The organism is Pseudoxanthomonas kaohsiungensis (genome assembly GCF_010211765.1).
GTDB lineage: Bacteria > Pseudomonadota > Gammaproteobacteria > Xanthomonadales > Xanthomonadaceae > Pseudoxanthomonas > Pseudoxanthomonas kaohsiungensis.
Genome location: NZ_PDWO01000006.1, coordinates 28,756 through 44,695 on the forward strand (window position 1 = coordinate 28,756; position 15,940 = coordinate 44,695).

Consider the following 15,940-nt stretch of genomic DNA (forward strand, 5'->3'; position numbering starts at 1 on the left):
TCGCGGCGCACATGCCGGTGCATGCGGCGGTGAGCGCGATGCTGCCGCCGTCGCAGCTGTATGCCCATGCCGTCGCCGCCTACCGGCAGGGCGACAGCCGTGCCGCGCTGGTGGTCCTGCAGCAGCTACTGCGCCAGCACCCCGGGCATGCCGACGCCTGGAACCTGGCCGGCGTGATCCACGGCACGCGGCAGGAACCGGCGCTGGCCGCCGACTGCTACCGGCGCGCCATCGCCGCCGGCGCCGGCGCCGGCGCGTGGATGAACCTCGGGCTCGCCGAGCAGCGGCGCCAGGCGCACGACGCCGCCGAAACCGCCTACCGGACCGCCTTGCGCCTGGACCCGGCGATGACCGCGGCCTGGCGCCAGCTCGGCACCCTGCTCGAGGAACAGGCGCGCCGCGAGGAGGCGCTGGCCTGCTACCGCCGGGCGTTGCGCCTGGATCCGGACGACCTGCGCTGCCTGGGCGACGCGCTGATGCTGCGACGCTACCTCGCCGACTGGGACCCGGCGGCCGTCCCGCAGCCGGAGGCGCTGCTGGCCGCCACCGCCAGCGCGACCCGCAGCGACCTCGCGCCGCTGCTCCTGCTGGCGCTGCCGCAAGCCGACGCGCGGGCGCAGCAGGTCGCGGCAAGGACATTCGCGGCCACCCAGTGGCACGCGCTCCTCGCGGCCATGCCGCTGTCGGCGCCGCCCATGCCCGCCGACGGACGACGCCTGCGCATCGGCTACCTGTCCTCGGACTTCCGCGAGCATGCGGTGTCGTTCCTGGCCCTGGACGCGATCGCCGCCCACGACCGCGACCGCTGCGAAGTGGTGCTCTATGCGCATGGTCCACCTGCGGAGGATGCGTGGCGCGGCAAGGCGCGCGCGGCCGCGGACCGGTTCGTGGAGCTGCAAGGCGACGATGTCCTCGCCGCACAGGCCATCGCCGGTGACCGCCTGGACGTGCTGGTCGACCTCAACGGATACACCGCCCACTCACGGATGGGCATCGTCGCCCGCCGCCCGGCGCCGGTGATCGCGTCCTGGCTGGGCTACATCGGCACCCTCGGCGACCGCCGGCTCGTCGACTATGTCATCGGCGATGCGGTGGCCGTCCCGGCCTCGCTGTCGGAGTTCTTCAGCGAAGCGGTGGCCAGGTTGCCGCTCTGCTTCCAGCCCAACGGCGGGCCGGAGCCGGTGCCGGCGACGACCCGCGAGCGCGAAGGGCTGCCGCCCGGTGCGATGGTCTTCTGCAGCTTCAACCAGGCCTACAAGCTGCATCCGGCGCTCTGGGACGACTGGTGCTCGATCCTGGCCGGCGTGCCCGGCAGCGTGCTCTGGCTGGCGCCGCCGCGCGACGACATCGCCCGCGGGAACCTGCGTCGCGAAGCACAGGCGCGCGGCGTATCCGCGGACCGCATCCTGTTCGCGCCGCAGGTCCCGAGGCCGCAACACCTGTCGCGGTTGGCGCTGGCCGACCTGGCGCTCGATACCTGGCCCTACAACTCGGGCACCACCGCCAGCGATGCGCTACGCATGGGCGTGCCATTGCTGACCTTCCCCGGGACCACCTTCGCCGGGCGCATGGCGACCAGCCTGCTGACGGCACTGGACCTGCAGGAATGCATCGCCACCGACCGCCAGGCGCTGGTCCGCGAGGCGATACGCCTGGGCAACGATGCGGCCGCGCGCGCAGCGCTGCGCGAGCGCCTGCACGGCAAGCTGCCGGGTGCGCGCCTGTTCGATCCGGCGGCGATGGCCGCCGACCTGGAGCGCCTGTTCCGGGCGATGCATGCCAACGCACTCACAGGTCGCCACGAGGACATCGATCTCGCCTGAAGGGGCCTGGCGGCTGGCGGTGGCAAAGACGCATGGCGGATGGCCCGCCATGCGTGTCGCCCGCGGCGCCGCTCAGCGCAGCTGCAGCGTGGCCCGGTCCAGCACCCACATCGCCGGCCGCGTATCGCCGGTGAAACGCAGGCAGAGGTCGTGCCGGCCGGCCAGCTCCTCCGCCAGCGGGGCAACGACGTCGACGAACCCGTCCGCGCCCGGCGCGGCCGGCAGCGGCACGCTGGCGATGCGTTCGCCGCCGCAGCCGCCGGCGTGGATGTCCAGTTCGCCGTGCGCCGAGCGCGCCGGTTCGAAGCGGCGCGCCGGCTCGTCGTGGGCCAGCTGGAAGTAGTACGGGATCCGGCCGGCGCGCACCTTCACCGAGGCCACGCCCTCAAGGTCCGCGCCGTTCCACTGCCAGCATGGGTAGAAGATCGTGGTGTTGAAGATGGCGCGCTCACCATCGGCCGGGCCGTCGTCCTCCAGGCGCAGCAGCAGGCGGCCGGCATCGGGGCAGGTGGCCAGCTGCTCGTCGGTGCGGCTGAGCATCGAGGCGGCGTCGTACACGAAGGTGCGGGGCGCGGCGAGCGCCTTGCCGTCGGCGAAGGCAGCCGCACGCAGCGCAGCCGGCAGGGTCACCGGCACCGGCGCGGCGTACAGCGCCGAGGTCGCGGTCGGTTCGCTGCCGTCGTTGGTGTAGCGCACTTCGTAGCCGAGCGGATTGGCCAGGGTGACGATCGCGGTGCCGGCCTTGCGGTCGTCCTCCGCCGTCGCGTCCACCTGGAACGGCGTCTGCGCGTAGCCGATTCCCCAGCGCCGGTAGCGTTCCAGCTGCGCCGGCAGGCGCTGCACGAAGCCGGCATAGTCCTTGCGCGCCTGCGGGGTCCAGCCGGTCTCGGCCACCGCGGCCAGCCGCGGGAACACGTTGTGCTGCAGCCGCTCGAAGGTGCGGGTGTGCTCGGTCCACATGTTCGCCTGCAGGCCGAGGATGTGGTGGCGCTGGCCCTCCTCGAGCGCGGCCGGGACCGGCTCGAAGTCGTAGACCTGCTTCATCGGAATCGTCGCCGGGCGGCCCGGCGGCTCGTCGGGCGAGGAGGTCTGCAGGTAGTCCAGGTACAGGTCGCTGGAAGGCGACATCACCACGTCATGGCCTTCGCGCGCGGCCTTGAGCCCGCCTTCGATGCCACGCCAGGACATCACCGTGGCCTCCGGCGGCATCGGGCCTTCGAGGATCTCGTCCCAGCCCACCAGGCGCTTGCCGTGCGCGGCCAGGAACTTCTCCAGACGGGCGACGATGTGGCTCTGCATCTCCATCTCGGTCTTCGCGCCGACTTCGCGCATGCGCTCCTGCACGCGCGGCGAGGCTTCCCATTGGTCCTTGACCGCCTCGTCGCCGCCGACGTGGAAGTAGGTGCCCGGGAACAGCGGGATCAGTTCGCCGATCACGTCCTCGAGGAAGGCGATCGTGCTCTCCTCGGTGTTGAACAGGTTCGGGAACACGCCCCATTCGCTGGACGGCACCAGCTTGCGGTCGGTGGAGCCCAGCTCGGGGTAGGCCGCGATCGCGGCGGTGGCGTGGCCGGGCTGGTTGATCTCCGGGACGACCGTGATGTGCCGCGCCGCGGCGTAGGCGACGATCTCGCGGACCTGGTCCTGGGTATAGAAGCCGCAGTACTGGCGCGGCTCGCCGGTGGACGGCTCGATGCCGCCGTCGCCCGCGGGAACGCGGCAGCCGCCGACTTCGGTGAGCTTGGGATACCGCTTGATCTCCACGCGCCAGCCCTGGTCGTCGGTCAGGTGCCAGTGCAGGGTGTTGAGCTTGTGCAGCGCCATCGCATCGATGACCTGCTTGACCTGGTCCACGCTCCAGAAGTGGCGCGACGGATCCATCATGAAGCCGCGCCAGCCGAAGCGCGGCGCATCCTCGATGCGCACCGCCGGCAGCGTGACCGCGCCTGCGTCGTCGGCTGCGGCCAGCTGCAGCAGGGTCATCGCGCCGTAGAACAGGCCGGCGGCATCGCCGGCACTGACGGTCACGCCTTCAGGGGCGACTTCCAGGAGATAGGATTCCGCACCCGCGCCAGCGCGGGCCGGGTCGATCGCGAAGCGGATCGCGCCGGCGACACCGGTGCCGTCGGCGAGCGCGGGTTCCACGGCGAAGCCCTTGGCCAACAGCGTGGCGAACTGCGTGGCGACCGTGCGTGCGCCTTCGCCTTCGGCCAGCAGGGGCGTGGCGGCGGTCAGGTCGAAGCGGCCTTCGCCGTGCTCGACGCTGGCCGGGAGCGGAATCAGCGACACGGGCGGTGCCGCCGACGCCGGGGCCGGCGACGCATCGGCCTGCTGCGGTGCGGCGGCGGTGTCGTGCCGGCCCTGGCAGGCGGCCAGCACGACGGCGATGCCCGCGGCGCACAGCAGGCGCGCGGGACGGGAAAGGCTGGATCGGTTCATCGTCACTCCCTCTGGTGCGGTGATGCGTTGCCTTGCATGCCTTCAAAAACGGAACGGGCCCGGATTTCTCCAGGCCCGCCCCGCAACGGACAGCCTGCGCTGCCGTCATGTGCTACCGGTCAGAACTGCACGCGCAGGGTCGCCATGTAGCGGCGGCCGGTGCGGTAGTCGCCGCGGACCAGCTTCTCGGTGTTGGCGATGCCTTCGACTTCCGCGTACGTGTAGTAGTTGGTGTCGAGCAGGTTCATGCCGTCCAGGCTCACGCTCAGGAACTCGTTGATCCTGTAGGTGATGTTGGCGTCCAGCGAGTCGTAGTCGTCGGTGACCAGGAAGTTGCCGCGGTCGACCTGGGTGTAGTACTTCGAGCGCCAGGAGTAGGTCACGCGCGCGCTCCAGTCGTCGTTCTCGAAGAACGGGCTGACGTTGACCTGGTTCTTCGAGTTGTACGGCAGCGGATCGCCGTTGTCGGCCTCGGCGTCGGCGTAGGTGTAGTTGGCCAGCAGGCCGAAGCCGGCGCCGAAGGTCTGCTGGAACGCGGCCGAGAAGCCCTGGATGCTGGCGTTGCCGGCGTTGTTCGGGCGCGAGACGTCATAGACCGTATCGCGGCCCTGGTTCTGGTTGAAGTGCGTTTCCTCCTGGGTGGTGACCAGGATGTAGTCGGATACGTCCTTGTAGAACAGGGTGCCGGCCAGGATCGAGTTCTCGGCGAAGTACCACTCGGCCGAGAAGTCCCAGTTGGTGGAGCGGTACGGATCGAGTTCCGGGTTGCCGCCGCCGCCGGTCAGGGTCTGGTCGCCCAGCCACAGGTAGCTCGACATGTCGCCGTAGTTCGGACGCGCCATCACCTGCGCCGCGGAGAAGCGCAGCACCACGTCGTCGGTGGCGTCGAACGCCACGTTCACGTTGGGCAGGATGTTGTCGTAGTCCTTCTTGACGCTGGTCGGCTCGTAGGCGGTGGCCGGGCAGGGGCTCACGTTGACGGTGCAGGCCCAGCCCATGCTGTTCGATTCGGTCTGCACGTAGCGCACGCCGAAGTTGCCGCGCACGCGATCCCAGCTGAAGTCGCCCTGCACGTAGAACGCGTTGATGTCCTCGGTCACCGTCCAGGTGTTGGCGGCGAACGACGGGTCGTTGAACGTGCTCGGCTCCGGCATGGTCTGCCAGGGGGCCAGCCAGTCGCCGCTGAGGATCCAGTCGGCCAGCGCCCAGCCGTCGATGGTGAAGCGTTCGGACAGGTCGCCGGTGTTCGGGAAGCCGCTCAGGTAGTTGCCCGGCAGCGGACGCGGGCTGAACTGCGAAGCCAGTGCGTTGCCGTAGCCGGCGACGGTGGCCAGCGAAACGCCGCCCATCTCCTGGCCGGTCTCGTGCTCGCGGCGCTTGGCGCCGAAGCGGACCTGGTAGACCGGCGAATCGAGGCGGATGCCGAAGTCGACCTGGGCGTACTTCTCCTCGTCGCGGGTCGGCTTGAACACGATGTTGCCGCCCCAGCCGGGGTTCCAGGTGGCCGCGCTGCCCGGATCGGAGCCCCAGCCGCCATCGATCTGGAAGGCATCGGGGTTCAGGAACGGATTGGCGCCGTGGAAGGTCAGGCTGCGGTCGCCGCTGATGTCGTAGCTGTAGTCGGACCAGTTCAGGAACTCGCCGTACACCTGGCGGCCGGTGCCGCCGGTGGCCTTCGAGGTGCCCAGGTGGGTCGAGGCGAACCAGCGCTCGTCGTTCCAGGTCGCCTTGAGGTCGTACGAGTCGGTGTCGATGGTGGACTGGCGGTTGATCAGGTCGTACACCACCAGCGCATTGTCGAAGGTGGCCTTGGTGATCACGCCGCCGTCGACGGTCAGGTCGGTCAGCTTCATCAGGCCGTTCCAGGCGTTGCCCGGGAAGGCGAACATGGAGTGGCTCATGTTGTCGAAGTCGGCCTTGACGTCGAGCATGTTGAACTCGATGTCCAGCTGGTCGACAGGCTTGAACTGCAGGGCGACCGAGATCGTGTCGCGGTTGCGCTGCTGCTCGAAGTAATGCGCGCTGACGGAGTTGGGGCCGACCGCGTCGAGGTTGTCGAGCAGGGTGTCCTGGCAGGTGCCGACGCACGCGGCCGGCAGGGTCGGCTGCACGCCATTGACCGGCGCCTGCGACCAGTCCGGCGGCAGGTTGAACACCGAGCCGCCGCCGCCCTGGCCATAGGCGTAATCGCGGCCGGTCACGGTGCCGTAGGACTCGATGCCGTCGCGGCGGATGCTCTCCTGCGCGCGCTGCGCCGAGACGATCACGCCGAAGTTGTCGGCGTCGTTCTTCCAGCCCAGCAGGACCGAGGCCTGCGGATCGCCGGTGCCGATGCGGTCGTTGTAGAGGTAGCCGATCTGGCCGGAGATGGTGGTCTTCTCCAGGTCCAGCGGCTTGCGGGTGATGATGTTGACGGTACCGCCGATCGAACCCTCGTCGACGTGCGCTTCGGGGGACTTGTAGACGTCGACGCGGCCGACGATCTGCGGCGCGAGCAACGAATAGTTGAAGGTGCGGCCCGGCTGGTCGGTGATGAACCAGTCGGCGGAGGCCACGGTCTGGCCGTTGAGCAGGGTGCGGTTGAGCGCCGGGTCGGTGCCCAGGATCGAGACCTTCTCGCCCTGTCCGAACGCCTTGTCGATGGTGACGCCCGGGATGATCGTGATCGCCTCGGCCACGTTGGTGGCCGGGAACTTGCCCACGTCCTCGGCGGTGACGACGTCGACGATGTTGTCGGCGTCGCGCTTGGCGTCGAGGGCCTGCTTGAGGCTGCCGCGGATGCCGACGACGGTGACCGTGTCGAGTTCGGTGGCGGTGGCCTGTTCGGCGGCGGGGGCGGCCGGTGCGGCTTCCTGCGCCTGCACCTGCACGGCGAAGCCCAGGCAGGTGACGATGGCGGCGGAAAGAACGGACTTGCGGTGTTTCATGATGTCTCTCCCATCATTGTTTTGAGTTCCGCCGGGGACCGCCCCCGGCGACGACTGCTGCATGTGCCACGGCGTGGAGCGTTCCGTACGCACTAACCTCGCTTCCCACGAAACTGGCTCTTGCCGACGCCGTGTTGCTCACTTCTCCGAAAAACCCGACCCCTGGTACCAGCTGGCGGCGCCGATCACGCCCAGCTGGCCGTGTTCGACCAGCCGCACCGAGACCCGCTCGAGCGCCTCGCGCATCGGCCCCTTGTTGAGGAAGCGGGCGACGAAGTCGCTGCGGACCAGGAACTCGCGGATGTGCGGCAGGATCCCGCCGGCGAGGTAGACGCCCTGGACGCCGTACAGCAGCGCCATGTCGCCGACCGTGCTGCCGAGCAGGCCGCAGAACACTTCCAGGCTCTGGCGGGCCAGCGCATCGCTGCCGTCGAGCGCGGCGGCGGTGATCTCGCCGGGCCGGGCGAACACCGGGGCTTCGCCGCGCAGTGCGCACAGCGCCGAATAGAGGTTCATCAGGCCCGGGCCGGACAGGGCGTGCTCGACCGAGACGTGGCTGCGCTGGCCCAGCATCTGCCGCAGCAGCGCCATCTCGAGTTCGGTGCCCACTGCCAGCGCCGCCTGCCCGGCCTCGGTGGCCAGCACCACCGGGCCGTTGGCGGTCGGGATCCACACCGCCGCGCCCAGGCCGGTGCCGGGGCCCAGCACCAGGATGGGGCCGGGGGCGATGCGTGCGGGCCCGGCCAGCTGCAGCACTTCGCTGGCGCCCAGATGGGCGACGGCGTGGGCCACGGCTTCGAAGTCGTTGACCAGGTGCACCGCATCCAGGCCGAGGCTGTCGCGGATCTCGGCCGGCGACAGGCGCCAGGGCAGGTTGGCGGTGATGACGGTGCCGTCGGCCAGCGGATAGCCGGCGCTGGCGATCACCGCCACGCGCACCGGCGTCTTGCCGGGCAGGCTGGCGATGAACTCGCGGACGATGTCGGCCAGGCTGGCGTAATCCGCGCAGCGGAACTTGCTGTAGGCCAGCACCTGCAGGGGCGAGCCGGCCTGGACCAGGCCGATGCGGACATGGGTACCGCCGACGTCGGCGGCCACGAACGGCTGCGACAGTCCCGGCAGAAGTGTGGCGTTTGCGGCTGCTGACACGCGGATTCCCCGTAGCTGGCGTGCGCTGGTTTCCCCTGACCGGCGGCACGGATTGCGACGGAGTGTGGAAGTGGTCTGACAACGATGTCAACACATCGTGACAAATATCCTGCGCGTCGCCATGAGTCGCACCAAAAGCGTGTAACCGGCAGCGCTGTCATCGATGATTCCGCACATCTATGGTGCTAAATCAACAACCTACATCGTATTCATGTTTCTCCGGGCGGCATGATCGCTGCTGCAAAGCAACATCGATGACGCCTCCGATGGCGTGGTCCGGTTGACAAGGCACGCCTCGCGGCGGAAAGAATGTGACAACGTTGTTCCCGCCTGCGCACTCCTCATCGAGTCCGGGGCAGGTCCGGGAAAAACCGTCCAATCGCCGGGGAGGCACCGCACCCATGTCCGCAACCACCACAGCGCCCGCGCGCGCAGGCCTCGCCACGTCCATCGCGATCGTGGGCGGCCTGTTCTTCATCATCGGCTTCTTCACCTGGATCAACGGCCCGCTGATCACCTTCGTCAAGCTCGCCTTCGACGTCAGCGAGATCTCGGCGTTCCTGGTGCTGATGGTGTTCTACCTGTCGTACTTCTTCCTGGCGCTGCCTTCGTCCTGGATCCTCAAGGGCACGGGCATGAAGAAAGGCCTGGCGCTGAGCCTGGCGGTCATGGCGGTGGGCGCGATGATGTTCGGCGAGTTCGCCACCCGGCGCTGGTTCGGTGGCGCGCTGGGCGGACTGTTCGTGATCGGCGGCGGCCTGGCGCTGCTGCAGACCGCGGTCAACCCGTACATCTCGATCCTCGGTCCCATCGAGAGTGCAGCGCGGCGCATCGCGCTGATGGGCATCTGCAACAAGATCGCCGGCATCCTCGCACCGGTGGTGATCGGCTCGCTGGTGCTGCACGGCATCGGCGACCTGGCCAGCCAGGTCGAGGTGGCCGACGCGGCGACCAAGGCACAGCTGCTCAACGAGTTCGCCGCCAAGATCCACACCCCCTACCTGGTCATGGCCGGGATCCTCCTGCTGCTGGCGGTGGCGGTGCTGTTCTCGCCGCTGCCGGAGATCAGCCCGGCCGAGGCCAACGCGACGCCGGCCGCGGGCGGGGCCAGCGGACGCAGCAGCATCTTCCAGTTCCCGCACCTGTGGCTGGGCGTGCTGTGCCTGTTCGTCTACGTCGGCGCCGAGGTCATGGCCGGCGACGCGATCGGCACGTACGGCCATGCCTTCGGGCTGCCGCTGGACCAGACCAAGTTCTTCACGTCCTTCACCCTGGCGGCGATGCTGCTGGGCTACCTCGCCGGCCTGGTGCTGATCCCGCGCTACTTCTCGCAGGAGCGCTGGCTGAGCGTGTCGGCGGTCCTCGGGGTGCTGTTCTCGATCGGCGCGCTGCTGACGAAGGGCTACGTGTCGGTGGGCTTCGTCGCCGCGCTGGGCTTCGCCAACGCGATGATGTGGCCGGCAATCTTCCCGCTGGCGATCCGCGGGCTGGGCCGCTTCACCGAGACCGGTTCGGCGCTGCTGATCATGGGCATCGCCGGTGGCGCGATCATCCCGCAGGCGTTCGCCGTGCTGAAGCAGTACGCCGACTTCCAGTGGGTGTTCGCGGGGCTGATGGTGCCCTGCTACCTCTACATCCTCTACTACGCCCAGCGCGGTCACCGCGCCGGCCTGCCTGGCGGACGCGCGGGCGCAGGGTAATTGCCGCATCATGCACGGCGGACAGAACCACAAGGCGGAAGGCATGCGCAGGCCCACCATCAAGGACGTCGCCGAGCGGGCCAAGGTCTCGCTCAAGACGGTGTCGCGGGTGATCAACAACGAGCCGTCGGTGATGCAGGCCACGCGCTCGCGCGTGCTGGCCGCCATCGCCGAGCTCGACTACGAACCGGACGCCACCGCGCGCAACCTGCGCAGCGGCACGCCGTTCGTGATCGGGCTGGTGTACGACAACCCCAACCCGTACCACATCATCGGCGTGCAGAACGGCGTGCTGTCCGCCTGCCGGGAAACCGGCTTCGGCCTGCAGATCCAACCCTGCGATTCGACCTCGCCGCTGCTGGCCGAGGAGCTGGCCGAGTTCGTGCAGCGCTCGCGCCTGGCGGGCCTGGTGCTGACCGCGCCGATGTCCGAGCGCCCGGACCTGGTCGCCGCCCTGGTCGCGCGCGGTATCCGCGTGGTGCGGATCATCGCCGCCACCGATGATCCGGGCGATGGTCCCTGCGTCTACATCGACGACCGCGACGCCGCGTACGAGATCACCGAGCACCTGATCCAGCTCGGCCACCAGCGGATCGGATTCCTCTGGGGCGGCGCGCAGCACCGCTCCTCCGGCGAGCGCTACGCCGGCTACGAGGCGGCGTTGAAGGATTACGGCATCGCCCTGGACAAGCACCTGGTCGTGCCCGGCGACTACACCTTCGACGACGGCTTCCGCGGCGCGCGCCGGCTCCTGGCCTTGCGCGAGCCACCTACCGCGATCTTCGGCAGCAACGACGAGATCGCCGCCGGCGTGCTGGCGGCGGCCAAGTCGGTCGGGCTCAACGTGCCCTACGACCTGTCCATCGCCGGTTTCGAGGACAGTCCGTTCTCGCGCCAGTCCTGGCCGGCGCTGACCACCGCCAAGCAGGCCACCGAAGAGATCGCCCGCCACGCCGCAAGGTTGCTGATCGGCGGCCTGCGCCAGGACGCCTACGACGACCATCCGCTGGCGGTCTCCAACCAGGGCTTCGTGCCGCAGCTGGTCGTGCGCGGCTCCACCGCGCCGGCGCCGCTGCAGGCGCGCCCACGACCTCCTTCCTCCTCCGAAGCATGACCATGTCGCTCGCGCTGCATGCCGGTCTCCCGGCCGAAACCGAAACCCTGATGCACAACGAGGCGGCGCAGGCCGCCGAGGTGGTCGCCGCCCAGTTCGCCCGCAACCGCGAGGCCGTCGCCGCACTGGCCGCGCAACTGCGCGCCGCGCCGCCGCCGTTCGTGGCGACCTGCGCACGCGGCAGCTCGGACCATGCCGCCACCTACGCCAAGTACCTGATCGAAACCCAGCTGGGCGTGGTCACCGCATCGCTGTCGCCCTCGATCGGTTCGGTCTACGCGTCGCCGCTGAGGCTGGAGGGCGCGCTGTTCATCGCCATCTCGCAGTCCGGCAAGAGCCCGGACCTGCTGCGCAATGCCGAAGCGGCCAAGGCCTCGGGTGCGCGCGTGGTGGCGCTGGTGAACGTGGAGGATTCGCCGCTGGCGCGACTGGCCGACACGGTGATCCCGCTGGGCGCCGGTCCCGAAAAGAGCGTGGCGGCCACCAAGAGCTACCTGGCCTCGCTCGCCGCCATCGCCCAGCTGGTCGCGCACTGGAAGGACGATCCGGTCCTGCTCGCCGCATTGGACACCTTGCCGCAGGCGCTGCGCGATGCCTGGCAGCAGGACTGGTCGCCGCTCACGGACGGGCTGGTCGACGCGCGCAACCTGTTCGTGCTCGGTCGCGGCCTGGGCCTGGGCGCGGCCCAGGAAGCGGCGCTGAAGTTCAAGGAAACCTGTGGGCTGCATGCCGAGGCCTACAGCTCGGCCGAGGTCAAGCACGGGCCGATGGCGCTGGTCGGTTCCGGCTTCCCGGTACTGGTGTTCGCGCAGCCGGACGAAACCGGCCCCGGCGCGCTGGCCGTCGCCGACGAGTTCCACGGGCGCGGCGCCGAAGTCTGGGTCGCCTCGGCCGCGACCCGCGATGCAGGCAAGGGCTCAAGCGTGGCGCTGCCGCTGGCATCCGCCGCGCACCCGGCACTTGCGCCGCTGCTGACCGTGCAGAGCTTCTACCGCGCGATCAACGCGCTGGCGCTGCGCCGCGGCCACAACCCCGATCTTCCGCCGCACCTCAACAAGGTCACGGAGACCGTGTGATGGCAACGCGCGCGCTGGTCAACGCACGGGTACTGGTCGACGATGGTTTCCGCGACGACCTGGCGGTGCTGCTGGACGACGGCGGCGACATCGCCGCGCTGGTCCCCGCAAGCCAGGCGCGCACGCAGGCGGACGAGATCGATGACCTGGCGGGAGGCTGGCTGGCGCCCGGCTTCATCGATGCCCAGGTCAACGGCGGCGGTGGCGTGCTGTTCAACAACGACACCAGCGTCGAGGCGATCGCGGCGATCGGCCGCGCCCATCGACGGTTCGGTACCACCGGGTTCCTGCCCACCCTGATCAGCGACGACGCCGAGGTCATGGCGCGCGCCATCGGCGCGACCCGCGCCGCGATCGCCGCCGGCGTGCCGGGCGTGCTCGGCGTGCACCTGGAAGGGCCTTACATCGCGCCGGCGCGCAAGGGCACGCACGACGCGGGCAAGTTCCGCGTGCCCGATGCCGCCGAAGTGGCGATGGCGACCTCGCTGGACAACGGCATTACGCTCATCACGCTGGCGCCCGAGCAGGTGCCGCTGGCGACGATCCGGGCGATGGCGGCGCGTGGCGCGATCGTGGTCGCCGGGCATACCGCCGCCAGCTACGAGCAGGCGCGCGCAGGCCTGGAGGCGGGACTGCGAGGCTTCACCCACCTGTACAACGCGATGTCGCCGCTGCAGGGCCGGGAGCCGGGCGCGGTCGGTGCCGCACTCGAGGACCGCGACAGCTGGTGCGGGGTCATCGTCGACGGCGTGCACGTGCATCCGGGCAGCCTGCGCGTGGCGCTGGCGGCCAAGCCGCGCGGCAAGCTGTTCCTGGTGACCGACGCGATGCCGATGGTCGGCTCGGACGACCCGGCCTTCGCCCTGTACGGCGAGGTGATCACGGCGGTGGACGGCGTGGTGCGCAATGCCGCTGGCGCCCTGGCCGGCTCGGCGCTGGACATGGCCACCGCGGTGCGCAACTGCGTGCGGCTGCTCGGCCTGCCGCTCGATGAAGCCGCGCGGATGGCTTCGACCTATCCGGCCGACTTCCTCGGCCTGGGTGGGCGTTGCGGCCGCATCGCGGCGGGCCTGCAGGCCGACCTGGTCCTGCTCGACGAGTCGCTGGCCGTGCGGTCGACCTGGATCGCCGGCGTGCGCGAGGACGTGGCGTGACCAGGCCGGCGTCGCGGCGCCTCGCATGAGGGCATCGGCCCCGGCGAAGGCGCCACGTTTCGCCTCGGTCGACGCGCTGCGCGGCCTGACCGTGGCGGCGATGCTGCTGGTCAACAATCCCGGCGACTGGGGCCATGTCTATGCGCCCCTGCTGCATGCCGGGTGGCACGGCTGTACGCCAACCGACCTCGTGTTCCCGTTCTTCCTGTTCATCGTCGGCGTATCGATCGCGCTGGGCGTGGTACCGCGCCTGGAAGCAGGCGCGTCCCGTGGCGCGCTGATGCGTACGCTCGCGGCGCGCGCGCTGCGCATCGTCGGCCTGGGCCTGCTGTTGCACCTGCTGGCGTGGTGGTGGCTGGACATGGCGCATTTCCGACCCTGGGGCGTGCTGCAGCGCATCGGCCTGTGCTTCCTCGCGGCCGGTGCCGTGGCGTTGTGGTTGGCACCGAGGACGCAGTGGCTGCTGCTCGGCGGCCTGCTCCTGGGCTGGTGGGCGCTGCTGGCGTGGGGCGGGAGCCTCGCGCCGTGGGACAACCTCGCCAGCCGCGTCGATACCGCGTTGCTCGGGCCCTGGCTGTACCAGTTCGATCCCGCTACCGGGCGCGGGCACGACCCGGAGGGCCTGTTGAGCACGCTGGGTGCGCTGGCGACCACGCTGCTCGGCGTGCGGGCCGGCGACTGGTTGCGCCATGGTCGCCGGCGCGCGTTGTGGATCGCGGCGGTCGGCTCGCTGCTGCTCGGCCTGCTGTGGGCGACGGTCCTGCCCTGGAACAAGAACCTGTGGACCCCGTCGTACGTGCTGTGGAGCGGCGGCTGGGCAATGCTGGCGCTGGCCACGGCGCATGCGCTGGTCGACCGACGGGGTTGGCCGGCGTTGGGCCACAGTTTCGGCGTCAATGCGATCGCGGCGTATGCCGGGTCGGCGGTGATGGTCTATGCGTTCGCCGCACTGGGATGGTGGGAACCCGTCTATCGGATCGGCTTCGCCAGCTGGATGGCGCCGCGCTTCGGCCCATTCCTGCCCTCGCTGGCCTTCGCCTTGGCCTTCGTCGGGTTCTGGTGGCTGGTGGTGCGCTGGATGGACCGGCGCGGATGGCACGTAAAAATCTGAGTGGCGTCCCTGTCCGCGCTTTCCCTAGGAGCCCAGCTTGCTGGCGAGACAGGCACCGGAGCTACCAGGACGCCGTCTGGGTCGAGGACAACGGGTCGCGGGCAAGCCCGGCTTCTACAGGATCGTGACGCCAGGAATTCCACGCGTCACGGCGCGCACTGCGCGGCACGCGCGAGCAGCAGGGCCCGTTCACGGCCGTTGCCGGCCAGCGAAGCCGCGCGTTCGAACTCCGTGCGCGCCTCCGCCGCCCGTCCCAGCTTGAACAGCAGGTCGCCGCGCACGCTGGGCAGCAGGTGGTAGCCGGCCAGCTTCGGTTCGCCGCGCAACGCATCCACGCGTTCCAGCGCGACCTGCGGGCCGAACGCCATCGACACCGCCACCGCGCGGTTGAGTTCGACCACCGGCGACGGCGCCAGCTGCGCCAGCGCGTCGTAGAGGGCGACGATGCGGACCCAGTCGGTGTCCGCCGCGGTGACCGCGCGCGCATGGCAGGCGGCGATCGCCGCCTGCAGGGCATACGGCCCGAGCGCGCCGCCGAGCCGCTGCGCGCGCTCCAGCGCCGCCAGGCCGCGCCCGATGAGCAGCCGGTCCCAGCGCGAGCGGTCCTGGTCCAGCAGCAGGATCGGCTCGCCGTCGGCGCCGATGCGCGCGTGCAGGCGCGAGGCCTGGATCTCCATCAGCGCCACCAGGCCGTGCACCTCGGACTCGTCGGGCATCAGCCCGGCCAGCACGCGGCCCAGGCGCAGCGCTTCCTCGCACAGCGCCGGGCGTATCCAGTCGTCGCCGGTGCTGGCCGCGTAGCCCTCGTTGAACACGAGGTAGACCACGCCCAGCACGGCCGACAGCCGTTCGGGCAGTTCCTCGCGGCGCGGTATCTCGAACGGCACGTTGGTTTCGGCCAGGGTCCGCTTGGCACGGACGATGCGCTGGGCCACGGTGGCTTCGGCGGCCAGGAACGCGCGCGCGATCTCGCCGGTCTCCAGGCCGCCGAGCAGGCGCAGGGTCAGGGCCACCCGCGACTCGGGCGGCAGCACCGGATGGCAACTGATGAACATCAGCCGCAGCAGGTCGTCGCCGACCGGTTCGTCGAGCAGGTGTTCCTCGCGCCGGTCGGCGTCGTCCTGCAGCTGCTCCAGCTCGTAGGCGACCTGCAGGTGCTTCTCGTCGCGCAGCTTGAGGTGGCGCAGCCGGTCGATCGCGCGGTTGCGCGCGGTCGTGGTCAGCCATGCGCCCGGATTGTCCGGCACGCCGGTTTCCGGCCATTTCTCCAGGGCGGCGACCAGTGCGTCCTGGGCCAGCTCTTCGGCCAGGCCCACGTCGCGGACCATGCGCACCAGGCCGGCGATGACGCGTGCCGACTCCATCCGCCAGACGGCGTCGATGGCGCGGTGGATGTCGTGGTGGGTGCGGTCGGGGGTCATGCGCGGCGATCAGACCATCGCCGCGC

Annotated in this window: 10 protein-coding genes; 6 read left to right on the top strand and 4 right to left on the bottom strand. The window is 70.2% G+C overall.

The genetic code is table 11. The annotated features are described in order from the left end of the window. The first annotated feature begins 38 nt into the window (after nt 1-38). Nucleotides 39-1,823, top strand: coding sequence for an O-linked N-acetylglucosamine transferase, SPINDLY family protein (locus CSC66_RS08000; RefSeq protein WP_238394341.1), 1,785 nt, complete (start codon nt 39-41; stop codon nt 1,821-1,823). 72 nt (nt 1,824-1,895) lie between these two features. On the opposite strand, the gene CSC66_RS08005 is transcribed toward CSC66_RS08000, so the two are convergent. The 3 genes from CSC66_RS08005 to CSC66_RS08015 all read right to left on the bottom strand — a co-directional run bounded on the left by CSC66_RS08005 (nt 1,896) and on the right by CSC66_RS08015 (nt 8,344). Then, nucleotides 1,896-4,262: a family 20 glycosylhydrolase gene (locus CSC66_RS08005; protein WP_162376879.1), complete on the bottom strand. Its 2,367-nt coding sequence runs from the start codon at nt 4,260-4,262 to the stop codon at nt 1,896-1,898. Between the two features lie 119 nt (nt 4,263-4,381). Further along, nucleotides 4,382-7,189 carry a TonB-dependent receptor gene (locus CSC66_RS08010; RefSeq protein ID WP_162376880.1) on the bottom strand — a complete coding sequence of 936 codons (2,808 nt, stop codon included), beginning with the start codon at nt 7,187-7,189 and terminating at the stop codon, nt 4,382-4,384. A gap of 138 nt (nt 7,190-7,327) precedes the next feature. Beyond that, nucleotides 7,328-8,344 (bottom strand): glucokinase, encoded by a 1,017-nt coding sequence (locus tag CSC66_RS08015; RefSeq protein ID WP_379655861.1) that lies wholly within the window; start codon nt 8,342-8,344, stop codon nt 7,328-7,330. Between the two features lie 395 nt (nt 8,345-8,739). On the opposite strand from CSC66_RS08015, the gene CSC66_RS08020 reads away from it, so the two are divergent. From CSC66_RS08020 to CSC66_RS08040, 5 genes are read left to right on the top strand one after another with little or no spacing between them, the layout of a single operon-like run. Further along, nucleotides 8,740-10,038 (top strand): sugar MFS transporter, encoded by a 1,299-nt coding sequence (locus CSC66_RS08020; RefSeq protein ID WP_162376882.1) that lies wholly within the window; start codon nt 8,740-8,742, stop codon nt 10,036-10,038. A gap of 43 nt (nt 10,039-10,081) precedes the next feature. Beyond that, entirely contained in the window at nt 10,082-11,152 is a 1,071-nt protein-coding gene (locus tag CSC66_RS08025) for a LacI family DNA-binding transcriptional regulator (RefSeq protein WP_162376883.1), read from the top strand. 2 nt (nt 11,153-11,154) lie between these two features. Beyond that, complete coding sequence (locus CSC66_RS08030) at nt 11,155-12,228, top strand: SIS domain-containing protein (RefSeq protein WP_162376884.1); 1,074 nt, start codon at nt 11,155-11,157, stop codon at nt 12,226-12,228. Continuing rightward, a complete protein-coding gene (nagA, locus tag CSC66_RS08035) occupies nt 12,228-13,382 on the top strand; it encodes an N-acetylglucosamine-6-phosphate deacetylase (RefSeq protein WP_162376885.1) in 1,155 nt (384 codons plus the stop codon). The genes CSC66_RS08030 and nagA overlap by 1 nt, the downstream gene beginning before the upstream one ends. A 25-nt stretch (nt 13,383-13,407) precedes the next feature. Then, a complete protein-coding gene (locus CSC66_RS08040) occupies nt 13,408-14,493 on the top strand; it encodes an acyltransferase family protein (protein WP_162376886.1) in 1,086 nt (361 codons plus the stop codon). Between the two features lie 146 nt (nt 14,494-14,639). Here CSC66_RS08040 and CSC66_RS08045 read toward each other — a convergent pair whose 3' ends face one another. Next, nucleotides 14,640-15,914, bottom strand: a complete 1,275-nt coding sequence (locus CSC66_RS08045) for an RNA polymerase sigma factor (RefSeq protein WP_162376887.1) — start codon at nt 15,912-15,914, stop codon at nt 14,640-14,642. Between the last annotated feature and the right edge of the window lie 26 nt (nt 15,915-15,940).

Bases quoted from the DNA above. Each gene is read 5' to 3' on its own strand.
- CSC66_RS08040 (WP_162376886.1), top strand. From the start codon at position 13,408: ATGAGGGCATCGGCCCCGGCGAAGGCGCCACGTTTCGCCTCGGTCGAC.
- CSC66_RS08010 (WP_162376880.1), bottom strand. From the start codon at position 7,189: ATGAAACACCGCAAGTCCGTTCTTTCCGCCGCCATCGTCACCTGCCTG.
- CSC66_RS08025 (WP_162376883.1), top strand. From the start codon at position 10,082: ATGCGCAGGCCCACCATCAAGGACGTCGCCGAGCGGGCCAAGGTCTCG.
- CSC66_RS08045 (WP_162376887.1), bottom strand. From the start codon at position 15,914: ATGACCCCCGACCGCACCCACCACGACATCCACCGCGCCATCGACGCC.
- CSC66_RS08000 (WP_238394341.1), top strand. From the start codon at position 39: ATGCTGCCGCCGTCGCAGCTGTATGCCCATGCCGTCGCCGCCTACCGG.
- CSC66_RS08020 (WP_162376882.1), top strand. From the start codon at position 8,740: ATGTCCGCAACCACCACAGCGCCCGCGCGCGCAGGCCTCGCCACGTCC.
- CSC66_RS08030 (WP_162376884.1), top strand. From the start codon at position 11,155: ATGTCGCTCGCGCTGCATGCCGGTCTCCCGGCCGAAACCGAAACCCTG.
- CSC66_RS08005 (WP_162376879.1), bottom strand. From the start codon at position 4,262: ATGAACCGATCCAGCCTTTCCCGTCCCGCGCGCCTGCTGTGCGCCGCG.
- nagA (WP_162376885.1), top strand. From the start codon at position 12,228: ATGGCAACGCGCGCGCTGGTCAACGCACGGGTACTGGTCGACGATGGT.